The organism is Vibrio astriarenae (assembly GCF_010587385.1).
Taxonomy (GTDB): Bacteria; Pseudomonadota; Gammaproteobacteria; order Enterobacterales; family Vibrionaceae; genus Vibrio; species Vibrio astriarenae.
Genome location: NZ_CP047476.1, coordinates 197,485 through 216,343, shown reverse-complemented (window position 1 = coordinate 216,343; position 18,859 = coordinate 197,485). Strand labels below are relative to the sequence as shown.

At 45.3% G+C, this 18,859-nt stretch carries 18 protein-coding genes; 8 read left to right on the top strand and 10 right to left on the bottom strand.

Annotated elements, in window-relative coordinates:
* Positions 1 to 88: 88 nt before the first annotated feature.
* Together GT360_RS15440 and GT360_RS15435 are read left to right on the top strand one after the other, a co-directional pair.
* Positions 89 to 1,678, top strand: a complete 1,590-nt coding sequence (locus tag GT360_RS15440; RefSeq protein WP_164649860.1) for a CehA/McbA family metallohydrolase domain-containing protein — start codon at positions 89 to 91, stop codon at positions 1,676 to 1,678.
* A 61-nt stretch (positions 1,679 to 1,739) separates the two neighbouring features.
* On the top strand, positions 1,740 to 2,129 hold the full coding sequence (locus GT360_RS15435; protein ID WP_164649859.1) for a hypothetical protein: 390 nt from the start codon (positions 1,740 to 1,742) through the stop codon (positions 2,127 to 2,129).
* 53 nt (positions 2,130 to 2,182) lie between these two features.
* Here GT360_RS15435 and GT360_RS15430 read toward each other — a convergent pair whose 3' ends face one another.
* From GT360_RS15430 to GT360_RS15415, 4 genes are all read right to left on the bottom strand, one after another.
* A complete protein-coding gene (locus tag GT360_RS15430) occupies positions 2,183 to 2,599 on the bottom strand; it encodes a VOC family protein (RefSeq protein WP_164649858.1) in 417 nt (138 codons plus the stop codon).
* A 220-nt stretch (positions 2,600 to 2,819) separates the two neighbouring features.
* Positions 2,820 to 4,196, bottom strand: coding sequence for a guanine deaminase (guaD, locus tag GT360_RS15425; protein WP_164649857.1), 1,377 nt, complete (start codon positions 4,194 to 4,196; stop codon positions 2,820 to 2,822).
* 231 nt (positions 4,197 to 4,427) lie between these two features.
* A complete protein-coding gene (locus tag GT360_RS15420) occupies positions 4,428 to 5,057 on the bottom strand; it encodes a DUF1349 domain-containing protein (protein ID WP_164649856.1) in 630 nt (209 codons plus the stop codon).
* Between the two features lie 141 nt (positions 5,058 to 5,198).
* Positions 5,199 to 6,059, bottom strand: coding sequence for an SDR family oxidoreductase (locus GT360_RS15415; protein ID WP_164649855.1), 861 nt, complete (start codon positions 6,057 to 6,059; stop codon positions 5,199 to 5,201).
* Positions 6,060 to 6,209: 150 nt separating this feature from the next.
* Between GT360_RS15415 and GT360_RS15410 the strand changes: the two genes are divergently transcribed.
* Complete coding sequence (locus GT360_RS15410) at positions 6,210 to 7,136, top strand: LysR family transcriptional regulator (RefSeq protein WP_164649854.1); 927 nt, start codon at positions 6,210 to 6,212, stop codon at positions 7,134 to 7,136.
* On the opposite strand, the gene GT360_RS15405 is transcribed toward GT360_RS15410, so the two are convergent.
* Entirely contained in the window at positions 7,133 to 7,777 is a 645-nt protein-coding gene (locus GT360_RS15405) for a flavin reductase family protein (RefSeq protein ID WP_239502671.1), read from the bottom strand. The two genes, GT360_RS15410 and GT360_RS15405, sit on opposite strands and share 4 nt — an antisense overlap.
* A gap of 301 nt (positions 7,778 to 8,078) precedes the next feature.
* On the opposite strand from GT360_RS15405, the gene GT360_RS15400 reads away from it, so the two are divergent.
* On the top strand, positions 8,079 to 9,404 hold the full coding sequence (locus GT360_RS15400; protein ID WP_164649853.1) for a patatin-like phospholipase family protein: 1,326 nt from the start codon (positions 8,079 to 8,081) through the stop codon (positions 9,402 to 9,404).
* Between the two features lie 66 nt (positions 9,405 to 9,470).
* Here the strand turns inward: GT360_RS15400 and GT360_RS15395 are convergent, their stop codons facing one another.
* Entirely contained in the window at positions 9,471 to 10,625 is a 1,155-nt protein-coding gene (locus GT360_RS15395) for an amino acid permease (protein WP_164649852.1), read from the bottom strand.
* Positions 10,626 to 11,129: 504 nt separating this feature from the next.
* On the opposite strand from GT360_RS15395, the gene GT360_RS15390 reads away from it, so the two are divergent.
* The 3 genes from GT360_RS15390 to GT360_RS15380 all read left to right on the top strand — a co-directional run bounded on the left by GT360_RS15390 (position 11,130) and on the right by GT360_RS15380 (position 13,235).
* A complete protein-coding gene (locus tag GT360_RS15390; protein ID WP_164649851.1) occupies positions 11,130 to 11,816 on the top strand; it encodes a DUF4336 domain-containing protein in 687 nt (228 codons plus the stop codon).
* 115 nt (positions 11,817 to 11,931) lie between these two features.
* Positions 11,932 to 12,717 (top strand): polysaccharide lyase family 20 protein, encoded by a 786-nt coding sequence (locus GT360_RS15385; RefSeq protein ID WP_164649850.1) that lies wholly within the window; start codon positions 11,932 to 11,934, stop codon positions 12,715 to 12,717.
* A gap of 116 nt (positions 12,718 to 12,833) precedes the next feature.
* Positions 12,834 to 13,235, top strand: a complete 402-nt coding sequence (locus tag GT360_RS15380) for a globin (protein WP_164649849.1) — start codon at positions 12,834 to 12,836, stop codon at positions 13,233 to 13,235.
* 19 nt (positions 13,236 to 13,254) lie between these two features.
* Here GT360_RS15380 and GT360_RS15375 read toward each other — a convergent pair whose 3' ends face one another.
* The 4 genes from GT360_RS15375 to GT360_RS15360 all read right to left on the bottom strand — a co-directional run bounded on the left by GT360_RS15375 (position 13,255) and on the right by GT360_RS15360 (position 18,301).
* Positions 13,255 to 14,361, bottom strand: coding sequence for a lipocalin-like domain-containing protein (locus tag GT360_RS15375; RefSeq protein ID WP_164649848.1), 1,107 nt, complete (start codon positions 14,359 to 14,361; stop codon positions 13,255 to 13,257).
* Positions 14,361 to 16,835 carry an ABC transporter permease gene (locus GT360_RS15370; protein WP_164649847.1) on the bottom strand — a complete coding sequence of 825 codons (2,475 nt, stop codon included), beginning with the start codon at positions 16,833 to 16,835 and terminating at the stop codon, positions 14,361 to 14,363. Before GT360_RS15370 ends, GT360_RS15375 begins: the two co-directional genes overlap by 1 nt.
* Positions 16,836 to 16,842: 7 nt before the next feature.
* Complete coding sequence (locus GT360_RS15365; protein ID WP_164649846.1) at positions 16,843 to 17,523, bottom strand: ABC transporter ATP-binding protein; 681 nt, start codon at positions 17,521 to 17,523, stop codon at positions 16,843 to 16,845.
* Positions 17,524 to 17,782: 259 nt separating this feature from the next.
* Entirely contained in the window at positions 17,783 to 18,301 is a 519-nt protein-coding gene (locus GT360_RS15360) for a nuclear transport factor 2 family protein (RefSeq protein WP_164649845.1), read from the bottom strand.
* A 241-nt stretch (positions 18,302 to 18,542) separates the two neighbouring features.
* Here GT360_RS15360 and GT360_RS15355 point away from each other — a divergent pair, with 241 nt between their 5' ends.
* Positions 18,543 to 18,851, top strand: a complete 309-nt coding sequence (locus GT360_RS15355) for a DUF1330 domain-containing protein (protein ID WP_164649844.1) — start codon at positions 18,543 to 18,545, stop codon at positions 18,849 to 18,851.
* Positions 18,852 to 18,859: the final 8 nt, after the last annotated feature.

The window sequence follows — 18,859 nt, the reverse complement described above, 5'->3', positions numbered from 1 at the left end:
TTTAGCAGTCAAATAACTGAAATCAATTTTTCACAATACAAATCTACATTACCGCGTCCTTTTAATTGTTGTACTAGGAAAACTAGAAATGAAAATGAGTAAAAGCGCGGCACTTGTCGCTATCGCACTGCTTGCAGGGTGTTCATCTGATGATGATAACTCAACACCGAACATCCCTGAGGCTCGCACAGGTGAATGGTTAGTTGGAGATCTTCACGTTCATAGCGCAGTATCTAATGATGCGCGTGATACCACTGTGAACATCCTTTATCACGCGTTTGACGAGTTTGACATTGACTACGTTTTCTTCTCAAATCATATGCGTGACGAAGGGAACGACCACCAAGACAACGACATCGGTCGTCACCTATACGCTAATCGCCTAAAACACTATGAGCTGCCAGAGCTTCGCTCTCTGCAAAGACGCTTTTACGAAGACAAGATTCTGACAACCACCTTCGAGTGGGACTTCCCTGGTTTTGAGCACTACAACATCGCTATTGTTACTACACCTGATCAAGATGATGAACTGATTGAAGCAGTGAAGCTATTTGAGTACAAGTTCAGCGAAAAGAACAACATTGATCAATTCGACCCTGCTGATGTCGCTCGTTGGGAAGAGTTAGGGATTGAACGCTACAATACTTCGGCTAACGCGGCAAAGGCACTCACTTGGCTTAAAGAAAACTTCCCTGAAAACAGCTACGGCATGTTAAACCACCCTCGCCGCTATGCCGATACTTACACCTTGGCAGATGTTCGAGATCTCAACAACCTAGCACCGAACGTTTTCTTCCTAATGGAAGGTATGGTGGGTGGTCAGTTCCACCCGTACGATCGTGGCGACTATGCGGGCAGCAGTGCGGGCCTATATGGCGGCGCCGATCCGATGCTTGCGGAAGTTGGCGGCTGGTGGGACGCACTACTTAGTGAAGGTCGTCGCATTTGGAACGTCTCTAACTCAGATTATCACTTTAAAATCAGTGCTAACGGCCAATACACCAGTGGCTATTACCCAGGTGAATACTCTAAAAACTACACATTTGTCACTGAACAAAAGGATGAATTGGGTCTTCTAGAGGGACTGCGTTCAGGTGAAATGTTTGGTGTGACTGGCGATATCATTAATGCGCTTGACTTTACGATCAGCGCAAACGGAAAAACCGGTTACATGGGTCAGCAAGACTTCACTGTCTCTAAAGGCGATGAAGTCACTGTCTCTATCCGTTTCCAAAGCCCTGATTTCAATAACCAAGAAATCTACGTCGGTGACGGTATCTTTGGTGCGCACCAAAATCCTGGAGTCCATCACGTCGACGTTATCTCAGGCAGTGTAACTGGTATGGTTGATCCAACATCAGAAGAGTACAGCTCAACGGCAAACTCAGATGCTCAAGTTGTTGCAAGCTTTACTGAGCAAGATTGGTATCTTGACGACGAAGGCTACTACTCGATGTCGAAGACCTTTATTGCCGAGGGTGATCAATACTTCCGCTTACGCGGTACAGCTCTTGATTATAACGAGTATGGTTTGACGGTTGATGGCGAACCACAGAAATGGGAACCACTGGTTCAAGGTGATGAAGAGACGACCTATCAAATCCAAAACCGAGCAAACCGTTTGATCTATCGTGATGTTTGGTTCTACTCAAACCCTGTTTACGTAAACGTTAAATAGACCAAAATCTACTCATAAAATGGAGCGGTAACATACCGCTCCCTTAACTAAGGTAACTAGCATGCGTTTATTTTTAGGATTGCTGTTCGCAATAGCATTTAATGCATCCGCTTGCTTTGACGAGCGCTTCCATCAACTCGGCGGGCCTAGTGGTGCGCTTCCTGATGGTGTCGAACTGAACATTCCTGTCGTCGTTGAAGGAGATAACGGCCAAATTGAGTTTACTGTTGATATTGACTCGCCAACTGATATTGAAGAGCTTGCTTTCAAACTACTACCTAACCCACGAGTTGATCTTGGTGAAGAGGAAGATCTACTCATTGTCGGCAAAAAATCCCACCTAGTGAAAGGCCAAGTCACACCAGGTACTCGGGGCGCTGTTCGAGTTTTAGTCACAGGGCGTATAGGCGATAAGGATTTTCTCACAAGCCGTTTTGTGATGGTAATGTAATTTCACTTAGGGTCAGAATATAGCTACCAACTCTGACCCGTTTTATCGATATACTACATTTTACTTTCATCCCAAAACGCCGCTTCGATCTTGTGCCCGTCTAAATCCCTAACAAAGCATCCATAGTAAGGTGCACCATACTCAGGCCTTGGTCCGGGCTTACCATCGCATATAGCACCTAGCTCTATTGCTGTGTCATAGAAAGCATGTACAGCCTCTTGTGAAGGCGCAATAAACCCGAAGTGAACGCCGTTAGCTACCTGTGCAGGCTTTTGATTATAGGGTATTTGGACCCAAAATTCTGGGAATCGCTTTCCGTAAGCGACAGCGATTTCAGGCACTTCCTCTTGGCGACTGGCACCGATGGTAGCCAGAACTTTGTCGTAAAAATTCAATGCGTCTTCGAGCTTGTTTGTGCCTACTGAAATATGAGAAATGATGGAAGGGATATCGTCGGTGGTTTGAGACATAACAGTGTTCCTTTTGTTGTTAAAATTACGATTTATATCCCATAACAATAACATTTGGACGGAAATAGCACGAGTGAGCAAGCACTCCAGCACCATATTTAGTTTTGTCCAACTCATTACCTCAAAAAGTGCAACGCCCTATATTTTTGTGCGCTGCACTTTGTATTTGAACTCTGGCTAAATAAGTTCAGTCTTATAAACAATGCCTATTGTCTACAACCTATCTATTTGCTGAACGCTCCTGAGAGTATGCCAACTTACCAGCAATATAAGTCGCACTCACGTTTCGATCATCTCCAAGCATCATCAACGCAAACAGTTTGTCTTCAAGGTCTGTCGAATACTCAAAGCGTAGCTTTTGTAAGTCTGTTGCTGACCAATTCAACACCACAAAATCGGCTTCTTTGCCCTTTTCGAAGTTACCTACTTTGTCGTCAATACTTAAAGATTCAGCACCGCCCAACGTCGCCAAATATAAGCCTTTAAATGCGGATAACTTTTGACCCTGAAGTTGCATTATTTTGTAGGCTTCATTTAACGACTCTAACTGTGACAAGCTCGTTCCAGCCCCCACATCAGTGCCTAAGCCAACACGAACGTTCATTTGCTCTGCTTTCTTGAGGTCAAACAAACCACTGCCTAAAAACAAATTGGATGTTGGGCAAAATGAAATGACCGAATCAGTTCGTTGAAATGATTGCCACTCTTCGTCCGTAAGGTGCACTGCATGAGCGAATACCGACCGCTGACCTGCAAGACCATAGTGTTCATAAACATCAAAATAGCCTTCTCGCTCCGGAAACAAGGATTTCACCCATTCTATTTCATTCTTGTTTTCAGATAGGTGGGTGTGCACATAAACGTCGGGATATTCCGCTTTCAACTTGCCAGCCAATTTAAGTTGCTCTGGTGATGATGTTGGAGCAAAACGTGGCGTAATCGCGTATTGAAGTCGTCCACGATTATGCCACTTCTCTATCAACGATTTCGACTCGTTATAACTTGTCTCAGGCGTATCGAGTAAGTAATCGGGGGCATTTCTATCCATCATCACTTTACCAGCGATTAGCCTCATATTCTTGTCCAGAGCTTCTGTAAACAGCGCATCCACTGATTGCGGGTGCACTGTTCCAAAAACTAGAGCACTCGTCGTGCCATTTTTTAGTAACTCATGGACAAATAGAGCAGAAATGCGTTCAGCATGACTTGAATCCTCGAACTGTTTTTCTGTTGGAAATGTATAAGTCTCCAACCATTCAAGTAGTTGCTCCCCATACGCAGCAATCATTTGAATTTGAGGATAGTGCACGTGGGTATCAATAAAGCCAGGGATAATCAACTGACCCCGATGGTCAACAATGTTGTCAAACCCACGGAGATCAGCCTCCAAAGTAGGCTGTAGAGATTTTACTTTTCCATCTTCAATCACCAAGATCGCATCGTCGAAGTACTGATAGGCTTCTTGGACATCACTAACTTGTGCAGGATCTTCTAAGAAGTGTAGAAAGCTAGAACGTATCACTTGCGTTTCCGCAAATGCATGATTTGAAAGTAAACTAGTGCTAAGTAAGGCGAGCTTTAAAGCTTGTTTGTTCATAAACCACTCCATAATTGATCAATATTGAAGAGGTTTTTGACTTATAGGAAAAAGTCCTTGTAGAAATCATCATGTCGTACAACCGAAAACCAAAAAAAGCATTAGTGACGTAGCGAAAACTATGCCAACCAAAGTCAGCTTTGTATTTCGGTGTTATTGGCTGTTTTTCAATCATTTGGCACCAAGTTGGCGCAAAGCTAGAGTGCAATGCACCAACATTGGTCCACAAAGTTAAACCGCATGCGCCAACCACTGGCATGGCTGTAAACTCATCTCAGCAAACTGCGCTGTGAATGATGAATCCAGCGGGCTACACGCATACACACCAAAACGTACCGTATTTGTTGCCGCCATTGGAGGGTTGCACTGCCCCATCTCCTTGGTGGTTTCACCCAGTTTGTGGAGATGAAAAATACGCATTTGCTTGAACGTGACACCATCCAATGAAGATTCAATCAAGAAGTCTGGGCCTCGGCGGCTCAGTCGATACCAAATTTCTTTTGGTAGTGGGATATCCGTTGTAGCCCAGTCTGAGTAACCTAGATTAGTTACGACACTCCCTAGCCTCGAAAACTCATCGTTCTCATACTCGATGGAAGCCTTAAACCAGTTTTCACTATCCAAATAGAGTATCACGCCACACTGGTCAAACTGGGCTTGATAGTCAAAACTGACCTTTGTAGTGAAGGTGAAGTTTTCATCGGATTCTATTTGTAATGCCGGGGCATTATCGTTTCGAAAACCGTAGTAGGAACGCTGCCAAAAGTCTGTCTCTGGCTCTGTGGTGATGGATACCGAGTTTGACGTCACCTCGCTCAGCTTAGGCTTAAAGATCCATTCGCCAACTGTAAAATCGACCATCAATTATTTCTCTTGTTACTGGTTATGTATTGTGACTCTTATATCTTGAACCTATGGGTGCCTTCAATAGGTTCTAAGTCAACTTGAGAACAAAAATCAACAAAGCCTCCACTTGGGAGGCTGTGTATCAACGATAGCAATTTACTTTTCAACCACAGCAGCAAACTCTTCTGCGAATGCACGGAAAGTTCTTGGTTTTTTGCCTGTTACTTTTTCGACAGTATCAGTCACATCGGTGTAGTGTCCTTCACCGAACCAAGCCATAATTTCAGCGAGTTTTTCAGCGCTCCAATCATCCAATCCTGCTTCTTTCATTCCGCTTTCTGCGGCTTCTTGAGAGACTGCAACATATTCTATTTTCTTGCCTGATGTTTCACTCAGGATCGCTGCTTGCTCTGCGAATGTGAGTGCTTCAGGACCTGAGATTAGATAAGTTTGATTTTCATGGCCTGATTGCGTTAGCGCGGTCACGATAACGGCGGCAACGTCACGAATATCGATAACGCTCTGTTTTGCTTGCGCTAATGGCAAGAAAAACTGTCCTATCGCATTGATCGTTGGCAAGCTGCCGTATAGGTTTTGATAAAATGAGTTTGGCTGCACGATGGTGTACGCAATGCCTGATGCTTTTACCATATCGTCAGTGATTACATGTGTGCGGATTATTTCAGAGCCTGCATCCGCTTTTGCCCCCATACCGGATAGCTTCACAATTAACTCAACCCCTGCCGCTTTTGAAGCTTCTACAATGTTCTCAATCCACTGTTTATTGCTTGGGTGAACTGGCATCGCAACGTAGATTTTCTTGATACCGGTAAGCGCTTCAGTCATGGTCTCTACGTTGTCGTAATTACTTACTCTTACCTGATTGGCTTCAAGGTCTAATTTTTCAGCTGCAGATGCGTTACGCGCCATAATACCAAAACTCGCGTTTGCTTCTTTGAGTTGACGAACCACTTCTGAGCCTGTGTTGCCTGTTGCGCCTAATACGAGAATATCCATGTTGAACCCCTTCTAATCAATACTGTTTTGTGGACCTGCGGCACACTGTGCTGCGTTGGTATGGGTTTACTATAGTCAAACCCAAATATGTTGATTAGATGGTTAAAATGAACTTTACTATCCCATATATGGGACAAGCAAAAATGAGCTATGAAAGAGTTATCCGCATTACCGCTGTTTGCGAAAGTTGTAGAGCTAAAAAGCTTTGCCGAGGCCGCGCGCTATTTGAACGTGCCGACTACGACTGTGAGTCGTAAAATCCAGCAACTGGAGCAGGACTTAGGGGGGAAGTTGTTAAACCGCTCCACCCGCTCTTTGTCGTTGACAGAACTTGGCTCTCAAGTTTTACCTAAAGCACAGCTAATTGCCGATACGGTCAGTGAGCTTTACAACGAAGCCGAGGAGATGGCCCACCAGCCCGTTGGCACCTTAACTATCACTGCCCCGAAAGCGCTTAGCCAGGATACCTTAGCTCCAATGCTTGCTGAGTTTCGCGCTCTTTACCCCACCATTAAAATCAACTTGGCCTCATCGAATCGCTTTCAAGACTTGACCAAACAGAGTATCGATTTTGCTTTTCGCTTAGGTCCACTGCACGACTCGAACTTGATGGCGCTGACACTTTCTAACGTCAAATATGTTTTAACGGCTTCAAACACGTTTCTCGCAAAGTATGGGGAGCCAGATCACCCACTCGAGCTCTATCAACGCCCTTGTATTCACAACCATGTAGACGGTTATTTCCTGCCTTGGCGATTCGCGTACCAAGGTGAAGAGATAGAAATTAGCAGTAATTCAGAGCTGATCTCAGATGATTTTAATGTAACCAAAGCACTATCAGTGAAAGGCGCAGGAATTTGCTACTTGCCCCACTCTATGCTCAGAAACGAGATTGCGAAAGGTGAGATGAAGACTGTGTTAGATGAATGGGTTCCACAAGATAGGAGCATGTTGCTGGTCTATCCTGATAAACGCCACCTTCCCCTCAAATCACAGCTCTTTCTTGAGTTTATGCGCAGCAAGCGACCTGAGTTTGTGGAGATTCTATCGGGACAATCGCCTAGCTCAATAACCTAACCGAATATCTCTGGTTTGGTATTGGGCTTGGCATAAGTCAGCCGACCAATACCATTTATTACGTGGTAACTATCAAGACCAGAGACTGCAACTGTATCGAGGGATTCGATATCAATATAGCCTCCCTCTGAAACAGCTTCTCTTTCTAAATAGAGTTGTGTGATCTCTCCAATGAGCAGCATCACCCCATTGAGCTCAATGGTTTGGCTACTGACCAACTTTAGAGAATATTTAAGGCGACTTTCTGCAACAAACGGCGCAAGAACCCCTTCTTGCCATTCTGGGGTCAGCCCGACTTCTTCGAACTCAGAAACATCACTAGGATAACGCGCTGATGTTTGGTGGGCTTGTTTCCAGATAGCACTGTTGACGTGGTTGATGGTGTACTCGCCGGTGGTGAGAATGTTCTCCAGAGTATCGCGTGTAACGGTGTGAGGCCGTGAGATCATGCCGAGCAATGGTGGGTTTGCACCAAGATGGAAAACCGAACTGACGATTGCGAGGTTGGTTCTGCCATTGGCATCAACGGTTCCCACTAGGTTGGCACTTTTGAATCCCGATAAGCTGTTCACCAAATTGGCTCGATAGCGGTCATCTAGGTTTTTTATATCATCACTGGTCACTTTCATGTTCATGGTCATGAGGCACTTGCTCTTCTTAAGTGTTTGTTTGTGGTTTCATTACTCGCTAGTGGTGATATTCGATCAGTTTTGCATTGCTCAAGATCATTTCGTGAGGTTTAGTAGCATTTTTAAACCTCTAAGTGGCGACTTTTCCGTGGCTTCATTATTCTTTTTGGTATATCTGTTATTCATGTTGCTGCGGACATTTTTACTGTATTTTCCTGCACATAGCGTTTGGATATCACACAATAAAACGAGTTAAGTCCAAAACGAGATTTAACTCTCCAACTGGGAAAACAGCCCGATGATAAGAACACTGATGACATGCGGTTTAGCTTTGATGATTACGGCGTGTAGCTCAACGCCTGAGCGCAACGCTGCACCAGCGAATATGGTTGCAACGCAAGGTGTTCTGACTGATCCTGCAATTAGAATTTGGGGTGATGTGCCCTACTCTATCGAGCAAGCCATCATCAATGAATCCAACCGACGCGACTTTTTTGACCTCTCATTGATTGTCGATGAAGGCGGTAAACGTAAACCTCAACATCACCTAACTATTTCCGGTGGCGGTGCCAATGGCGCTTATGGTGCAGGAATCCTCAATGCGTTGAGTGACAGTGGTGAACGTCCAGAGTATCGATTAGTCACGGGGATCAGTACTGGCGCCATCTTGGGGCTTTACGCGTTCTTAGGTGAAGAGTATGACTACAAAATCAAAGAGCTCTACACCGAGCTTTCCGATGAAGACCTCTATGACACTCGCTACATCTGGCAGCTATTTAATAGCTCATCTATCTTGAACACCGAGTTATTCAGTGAACGTGTGCGTAATGAGGTGAACAGAGAGCTGTTAGACAAGGTGAAGCACGAGTATTTGCGTGGTCGCACCTTTCTCGTAAAGACCACTAACCTTGACTCCCAACGTCCTGTTATCTGGAACATGGGAGCGATAGCCATGCATGATAGCGAAGAAGCTGAGCAACTGTTCGAGAACGTCATTATCGCCTCTGCATCCATACCGGGGGTTTTCGAGCCCGTTCAAATCCCCGTTTATGATGGCGACCAAATCTATGATGAAATGCATGTCGATGGCGGTGTGATATCACAAGTATTCTTTGTACCTGAAGGTGTCGACATTGGCTCTTATTCGGCCATTGAAGATCGACTGCTATTTAAAGCTGGGTTGACGGAATTGGATGAAAGAACCAATCATATTTGGTTGATAAACAATGGCCGTTCAGCAGCAACATGGCGAGCCACCGATCCAAGCTTGATGGCTATTATGGTCCGCTCGATTGCCACTATGATTAAGTTTCAAAGTCGTAGCAATTTAGCGCTTATCTATCAGCAAAGCCAAGAGGCGGGAGCTTCATTTAATCTCTCTTTCATTCACAATGATGTACCCGACCCGGCTTCTGATGCACCATTTAATCGAGAGTATATGAGAAGCATGTATTGCTACGGTTATGTACAAGGGCGAGATCCTGAGCATTGGAGTCATACGCCGCCTGATTACGAAAAACTGCAGAATCTTCATTCGGAGATAGACGAAGATGCAAATATCGACACTTTTGATTGGGACGGTGTTGCAGTTGGGTTGAATGCAAAGATCAAGGAATGCTTGATGGGTCTGACGGATTAATCGCCGCATTTAGTCAAATAGCGCGCCAGAGTTTGCTGGCGCGGATAATTTGTGAGTTTCAGCGATTTAGAGGAGCTGTGACACCAAGAGGAAGCCACCAAACATCAAAGAAAAAACCATCATTGGTACACCACCCTCTGCGGTATAACTTTCAGACTCTGTTTTCTCTTTACGCAGTTTGTGTACCATTGCCAAAGGAATGAATACTGCCAAGAACACAAGAATGATCCCTGCATAGCCAAGCACCGCGAGGAACTTGTCTGCAGCCAGCAGCGAGCCCGCTAACGGCAGAACAAAGGTTAGTGCATAAGTAACAGCTTTGTTCTGATTGAACATGTCGCGGTTTTGATTGAACAGCGCCATCGCAACGCCAAAGAACGATGTCAGCAATGCGAGCCCGGTAAATGTCGAAAGCAGAGAGGCAATCCAGCTTGATTTATCAGAGAACACGGCGATAAGACCGCCTACACCATCAATCTGCCCAAGATGCTGAGCATCGAGATTACCGACAACTGCATATAGCCAAACCAAGTAACACACCAACGGAATCAGTGAGCCCATAATCACCATATTACGCAACTGCTTATTGGTCGCGCCTGCGTTATATTCGACTAATGATGGAATCACGACTGCTGAACCAAAGCTGGTGAAGAGTACTGCACTGGTTTTAATCAAACCGATATGATCAGGATCGAGCACACTCCCATCGCGGCTTAAATCCATGTCTGGTACTAAGAAGCTGAGGGTCATGACTAGGCTAGCAATCATGACGAAAAAGAGTGAGCGATTCAGCTTATCAATAACCCCCGTGCCGCAGGTGATGATTAAGCCAGAAATGAGAGTAAAGAGAACTTGGCTCTGAGTTGGACTAAATTCGAAGCCCAAGTTTTGAGTAAACTGACTAATAAGATCAGCTGCGCCTAAGATGTAGGCCATCAGCAAACAGATGAGCAGTGCGTAAAGCAAACCATTGGTTGCTACTTGCCCCGGAAGTCCCAGTGTTTTTCGGGCAACGGTGTTTAAACCCAAGCCTCCGCCAGTTTTGATGGTCGCTTCAAGCAATAATAGCGATGCGTAGGTAGTTCCGAAGCAGATAAAAATCATTAATAACGTCCCGTACAGTAGGCCAAATTGAGCCAATACCATTGGGATCGCGAGCATGCCAGCACCAAGCGCCGTGCCAGAGATAATTAGGGAGCTCCCTAGAAGTTTTGTGTTCATGTTTTCGTACTTAAATTTTGATGTTGTAAACAGACTGAAATGTCTAGATGTGCGCGTGCCTAGCGCGATGGCTAACAATCAAAAATAATACGAATAGTGGGCTTTATAGCAGGTGTGACGCTGGAGCAGCGCTAACTGAGAGTGGGTTGTTGAGACGTTTGATTGAAGTACAGCCAATACATGAGGCGACCCTTCAGTTGGCTCAATAATTGGGCCAGATGTGATTTTGAAGTTCATTGTGTTGTCCAAACTACATAGACAATCCTTTGGATTAAAGCAGTCTTCCGTCGACTGCTGGCTCTTTGAATTTAAGAGACAGGCCATACTAACCATCGTGGGTGATGAAATGCAATACGGTAAGGTTTAGTTGGCTACTAAGTAAACACCGAACTTCCCACACTTCTCAGCCAGTACTTATGTCGAGCAAGTCTAATTATCCGTTAAACACAAGTGATAAGGTAATGTTATCGTACTCAGGTGGACAATATTGCTACGGAAAACAACATGGAAATGTTAGCTCAAAATATATGGATATTCGACGGCACCTCAGTTCAATTTTTAGGTCTCCCCTTTTCAACTCGGATGACCATTGTGAAGCTGTCATCTGGAAAGCTTTGGGTGCATAGCCCTATTCAACTGTCTGAATCAATCAAACACCAAGTTGACGAGCTCGGGGAGGTTGCCTATCTCATCGCACCCAATCACTTGCATCATTTGTTCTTACCTGAGTGGCTTTGTGCCTATCCCAACGCTCAACTCTTTGGGACTGATGAAGTCATTAAAAAGCGTAAAGACCTTACCTTTAGCGAAACATTAAACCAGTCGCAAAACTGGCCTTGGAGTGACGATATTGATCAAGAGCTCTTCTCCGGTTCACCTCTGATGGAAGAGTGTGTGTTTTACCATAAAGAGTCCAAGGTGCTCATTGTCACTGACTTGATTGAGAACTTTTCCGGCCAGGACTTTACTTACTGGCAAAAGCTCGTTGCCAAATGTGTTGGAATATTAGCTCCCAATGGGAAAATGCCGCTTGATTGGCGTTTGAGTTTTATGTTTGGCAAAACTGACGCTCGTCAGCATTTAGAGCGCTTGTTGGAGTGGGATACGAAAATTCTAGTCATGGCCCATGGTGTGATCGTTCGAGATAATGTGAGTGCATTTTTGGAGCGGGCGTTTAAATGGTTAAAATAGCGATTCACGTAGCAAAACTCCATTGTGGTTCCGAATATGCCCCACTTCGATTACCAACCTATGATATCGTCTTTGCCTACGCTGAACCGCATGTTCGATATCCTAGCTGGTATTCATGATTCAAACTATCGCTTTCATATTCATCCTATTACTTTCTTCTTTCAAAGCACACGCAGAGATTGATTTAGAATGTCCGGTCTTAGATACGAGGTCGGAACAAAGCCAACATTTTGAGAGTGACTTTAGTTCCCTTAACGGTTGGGGAGCCCACTTTAACTACCCCCACTCAGCTCAAATCGTCGATGACCCAATCGAAGGCTCAAATCAAGCATTGCGTGTAGAGTTGCAACCCGGTGATGTTTTTCAAACTCGAACAGGTGAAGCATATCGAGCCGAGATTTATGAAACCTACAGAGCACCCTTCAATGCTGAAATGCAATACCGTTTCAGAATCTTAATTTCAGATGACTGGCAATTCGATAATGTCAGGGCCTTGATCGCTCAATGGCATGCAACGCCCGATCGTCATCTGGGTGAAATTAGCCGTAGCCCAAACTTGGGTATCGAACTTAGAGACAACCGCTTCCTGATCAGAGGTCAAACTAGCGATCTTGCCGTTAACCTGCACAACAAAGAGGGTATGGTGAGACAGCAACACTATTTGAGCGAGCCGATAAAAACAAATCACTGGTATCAATTTGAAGTGAATGTGGTTTGGACACCACAAGATAGCGGCTTCCTTCGGGTGAGTATTGATGATGAGGTCGTCGTTAATTTTAGCGGACCGACAAGCTACCTCGATTGCGTTGGCCCCTATTTCAAAACCGGGATATATCGTGATGATACGCCCAATACATTTGTGATGTTTGTTGATGATTATTCAAGAAAAGCCTTTAAATAACGCTATTGAGAACTCACTCATCTAGTAACGCCAATTCTGCATGATAGAGGGCTTCGATATCCGTCAACTGAGCTACAGTAATACTATATTCTGTAGTTTAGAGATGAGGATATTCCATGAGCTATGGTGAATCATTCCGAGCAAGCTATGACCGATGTAACATCGACGAGGACTTCCTCACCTTTTTTCTTCAACACTTCTGTTCAACCAACCCAAGGTTCGCTGAACGCTTCTGTGGTGTAGACAGCGAGCAACAAACAAAAATGCTCAAAGCATCAATTATCCTTGTGCAAAACGCCGCTGAAAATCCGTACATACGGAACAACGTAAAAAGCCTAGCCAAGCGTCACAAGGAGATGAACTTAAACATCAAACCAGAAGAGCTTGTGGCGTGGCGAGAGAGTCTATTAGCAACAGTCGCAAACTTTGATCCTCTTTTTGATGATGATATCGACCAGGCCTGGCGCGCAACGTTGGAACTGGGGATAGAGATAATGAGTAAGCACGCTATTGATTGAAAGCTATCATTCAGAGCGCTTAATAGCCCGTTAACTCCATATAACCCAGTCCTTGATGAGTGCCGTCTATTACAACAGGTCCTTCCCAATAAGGCACTGAAAGCGGCATTTTCGCTTTTGGGTTGAGAGCTGAAATGCTAACGTCTATTTGCTGACTTGGAATCTGAATGATCCATTGAGTGGGGTAGTCCCTTCCCTCAATATCCGTATTTTCAACCGCAACCAAGCTGACATCTTCGTGCTTCATATTAAGACCTGAGCCATCACTGCGCATCAATCTCGCATAGGAGTAATTGCTTTTACCTGTTTCAGTATCCCTTAACTGGAACACCACCAAACTCGTCTCTTCATCAAGTCTAAGAGCAAACCAGTCCCAGCCTTGTTGAGTATCGAGTAAGAACTGAGAGCTCCATTCTCGGTCAATCCATCCCTGCCCGGTGACTCGTCGCGTCACGCCATCAATCGTGACCTCTCCAGAGACTTCGATAAACGGTTGGCTGTAATAATAAGACGCCACCTGCCCATCTGCGCTTTTCTCACTGTAACCTTGCTCGCCCTGCTTTTGATAGGACGCGTGACTAGTCAGTTTTAGTGAGTAGCTAAATTGCTCTGATTGTGTTGTTAACGTTGCGGGGAAAAGATCTTCTCCCTTCGAAGTCCACTGCCAGTCATCGATGTAAACGCGAAATGGTGACGCACCGACACCGGCAAGTTCTGCCTGATCACGCGACCATTTTTCGTCAGCATAGTGAATCGTCTCTGTCGTGACTGCGCTATGTGCCATGTAGATTTGTCGGGTTTGCCAAATGGTATTTTGCTCTTGGTCCGGTGATTCTGGTGCGGCAGCGAAGCGAAATTGCGTCCACTGAATACCTAGTGGATTACCTTGGTCATCTTCCAAGTTAGCGGTTAAATACCACCACTCGTGACGATACGTCGGATGGGCTTGATGATCTTTTGGAAAGGTGATGGGGTTGCCTTCGGTGACTTGCGCAAACAAAGGATCCTCTGATTGTGATTCACTGCCTCCCAACAACGTTCCCATTCCAGATGGTTGGTGCTCTTCACACCCTGAAAGTACGATACTGCTCAATATTATGGGCAGGACTAACGCTAGTATTCTCATCACAACACCTCGCTTTGTAGGCTTGAGACCACAGGCTTACTCACAAGTCGCCATAACGGGATGAGTGTGGCAACAACGGCGACAACCACAGTCATCGCCGCTATGGTTATCGCATCACTCCAACTCCACACGTATTGTAAGCTCCAGCCGAACGCTCGAAGCGTGACAATGTCGGTTAACACATAGCCCACCAACGCACCTAAAGGCATAGCGATGATCAACGTGAACATGACCAATGCGGTAATTTGACCCACCACCATTGCCATCAACTTATTACGACTGACCCCAAGGGCGAAGAGTCGTGCTATCGCGGCTTTGCGGGCATCCAATAACATAAAGCATGCAGTGAACAATCCAATCACAGCCACCATCAAGGTCACACCGTTTAGGGCTCGAGTAATCGCAAATGTTTGAGAGAAGATATCCAGTGCGATGGCTTTGATTTGTGCCTGGTCGTAAATCTGGCTTGGATGTAGCTTCAACTCTTCCCGAAGTTGATTGTACATAACTTGCTGATCGCCCGAGATTTTGATACCTAAACTGGTGGGTACTTGAGTAAAACCACTCTCCAACCAAACTTTGGGGGCAAGGAGTACTTCACCATTTGGTGAGCCGTAATCGTAGAAAATGGCCCCCACGACGAGTGATTTATCCTTAAAACTCTCCAATTGCAGTTCGCTTTCCAATGCTAGCCCCAATTTTTCTGATGTTGGCTCGCTGATGGCAACAATCTCTCCTCTGTAGAAGCGAGGCCAGAAATTCCCTAGCTTTGATTTGAACACCATGGTTTGCTCTAACGTGTCTCTATCTTTTGTGCCGAGCAATATCGGTAAGCCTTCGGCATTATCATCCACATAATATTGTTTGTAGACGGTTCCAACGTTATCGAACTGCTCTAACGCCCTCTCTACATTTGCTATTTCTGATTGAGCTGGGCTGACGTAAAGATCAGCATGTAATCTCTGCTCTAGCCACTGTTTTAGTGTGAATTCAAAACTGCCAACGAGTGTGTTCATTCCAAGGTTTGCCGTGACTGCTAGCAATAGTGCCATCATGGCGAGTGACAGGGGGGAAATCAGTTCTCGTAGCTCTGCGAACAGATAATTAAGTAAACCTGGTTCGGTGTGTTGTTCACACCATGCAGCCAACACAGAAAGTGTTTTGGGAAGATACAAAGGAATGGAAACCACCAATACCCCAAGCCATGCCATTGTAAATCGGTGATGTTCGCTCACCCACAACCCGCATAGCGCTATCGATGTGAGTGCAACTCCAATGACCAACAGCTGACTATTATTGCCCTCTTCCGGGATTTGATAAAGACCGCCATGGGATGAGAGCGGCTGACGGACTCTTTGCTTGAAGTGTTGCCAGCAAGCCAACAGTGTTGATGCCAATGTGAGCAAGAGTGCCTGCGCTAACCACTGCCAATGCCACGTGCCGGGCAATAGTGTTGCGCCATAAAGCTGTTCCAGAGTAAGAGCAACCGTTGGATGTAACCAATGGCTAAGTTGTATACCAAAGATAAACCCTAAAGAGGCACCTACTGTGACTAGAATAATCAATTCAATCAGCAGAGCCGCAAAGACCCTGTTAGCCCCAAGACCAGCTTGCTGGACCTGAACTAATAGGCGGTTTCGCTTGAGTAAACTGTATTTAACGCCGTTATAAGCGATGAACAAGCCCACCAAGAAAGCCAACAAGCTCATTGCCGTAAGGTTTAGATGGAAACTGTCCGTCAACGCGCCTAAGTCAGTGCTTTGATTGTTTGCAATCCACTGACCTTGCTCGCCTATTGTCTTTTGCCAACGCTGACCCTCACCTCTAGAATCAAAGACGGCGATATAACTTAGCTTCCGTTGCTGATTGAGAATTTGCTGTGCGAAGCCAATATCCATTAGCATTCGAGTACCTAGCTGCCAATCATCGGGTAAAACAGCAATTTTGGTCGTCTTGTCATCGAGGACTATTTTACTCTCGCCACCGAGGCTTTGATATTGCGACTCACTCATCATCACGATCGGTTTACCTGCAAGTAATTCAGGTAAAGGCAGCACACTATCGAACAAAGACGCATTTTGCTCATCTGAGTAGCGCATTCTTGATGTCATCGCGGCAATTAAATCGCTACCTTGCACTTTCCAGCGCTGACCTTGTTGGTCCCGAACACGGCCTTCAATAACGGGGAGCGAAGCACTTAACCCTTGTTGTCTAAGTTTGAAGTACAGTGACTCATCTAAGTGACTTTGACCGACCGAGGGGAGAATTAAGTACTTCGCTTGCGCCCCCAACTGCTCAGTGGATTCAGCATAACTGCGTTTAGCATTGAGGTTGATGGCTTGAACGGAAACAAACAGCGTGACGGCGAGCACAATACCAATCAGTATCGCTGCCGCTTGCAAAGGCGCTTGACGATAGTGGGCCGCAAACAATTTGAGCGCAAGCTTGGTGTGGCTGAGCTGAATTGCGTTCATAACGGTGCTACCCACTACTCATTCGATGCAGTTGACCATTTTGTAGACGCAGCTGCGTCTGCATGTAATCTGCGCATTCGCCACTGTGTGTCACCAACACAATAGCAGTGTTACTTTGAGCCGCAATATCACTAAGCAGTTTCATGACCTCTAGGCCTGCATTCTGATCTAAATTGCCTGTCGGCTCATCGGCAAGTAACAATGATGGTTTGTGCGCTAATGCTCGAGCTATTGCTACTCTCTGCTGCTGGCCACCTGACAGAGCTGACACGTGTCGATTCAGAAGATGACTGATGCCCAGAATTTCGATTAAATAATCACACCAATCGTTCCATTTCTGTCGATTTAGATTGAGGGAAAATGCTATGTTCTGCTTAACATTAAGGGGAGTCAGTAAGTTGAATTGCTGGAAGACAACGCCTAATTGCTGATAGCGAAATTGGCTCCACTGTGCTTCTTTCCAGAGCCTTGTGTCTTCCCCATTTAACAATAACTGCCCTGCACTCAGAGGTTCGAAACCTGCGATTAAATTTAGTAGCGTACTCTTACCGCTACCACTTGCCCCAGTTAAAGCCACACTCTCACCAATATTGAGATTAAAATCTACCTCTCGAAGAACATGGTGGGTCTCCTTACCATCGATAAAGTGTTTGCTGCCACTATTTAGTGTGACCAATGAGCCTCGCATCCTCTCCCTCCATAGTCATAACGAGCCCTGCTATTACAAGTATGCTTTTTCACTGTAGACAACTATGGTGAAAAAGCGATTTATCGCCAGAAATTAGTGACTTGTACGGTTAAAAGACCCAAGGGGGTCACTCGATTATTTGGATTAAATTCGGAGTTGTGACGAGAGGTTTTCTAGGACGAGAAAAAGCCAAAACAAACCGCGTGCTAGGGTTTTGACACACGGTTTAGTCCATAAGATACATCTGACGCGCCAGTGATTATTTGTCGTGATACGCCTTAGACACTGCATAGCTATCTTCAAACCAATGCCAACGTTTCACTTTTCCATCAACAACATGTACTCGAACGGCCCAGCTGAAAACGCCCGTTTCCTCGCCAGTTTTTGTCACTATCGCGCTCATTGTGCCCATGAACACGGCATTTTCGCGATTTGAAAAGCTGTAGTCTGTTGTCCAACTCGTCACTTTGAGACCTTCGCCAAAGGCAGGCATAAACTCGCTAAAGACCTTATCTTTGGGTCCCCAAGTGCCAATCCATGGGATAGAAAAGTCGCCTTCATTATGCCATTGGAAATCATCAGCCATTAGCGCTTTCATTGCCTCTGCATCACCACTTCCGGCAGCCTCTAGGAAAGCTTTGGCAACCGCAAGTGTCTTTTCAGAGTGAACTTCATGTTTCTCATGCTCCATTGTTCCAGCCTCGCCAGCAAAGGCATTGGAAAAGGCAAAGGTCATCAACAGCGTGAAAAAAGTGACTACCGAAGAAATTTTGCTCATGTTGAGTTCTCCATTATTTGTGTAGTGGGGTACATAACGTGATCTAACACCTGTTTTAACGTAGTCATCGAATTGCTTATTTTCAAATACTCAGAGATCAGTAGTCACGGTTTAAGCTTCCATTATCAACATAAAATTGAAATTGTTTCCTCCACATGTCGCATTATCATTCATGATAGTGATGACTATGCTTAAACCTCTTTAGAAATGACACGTAATCAAAACAAACGAGGGAAACATCATGACGACTTATTATTCTGTACTTGAAGTAACGCCAACCACAGACGAATGGGTAGCCGATTATATTGGACCAGCCAACAAACTGGTGGCTCAATATGGTGGTAAGTATGTAGCCCGCACAAACAGCCACGAACGCCTCGAAGGACAAGGGGAAGACCCTGCATTGCGTATCATCATCGAGTGGCCGTCACGTCAAGCAGCCGTCGATTTTATGCGTGACCCTGAATATGTCCCGCATTTGAAAGCTCGGACCGAGGGCTCTGTCAGCCATCACTATCTCATTGAAGGTAAAGATGATTTGGCAAGTTAACTTTGAGT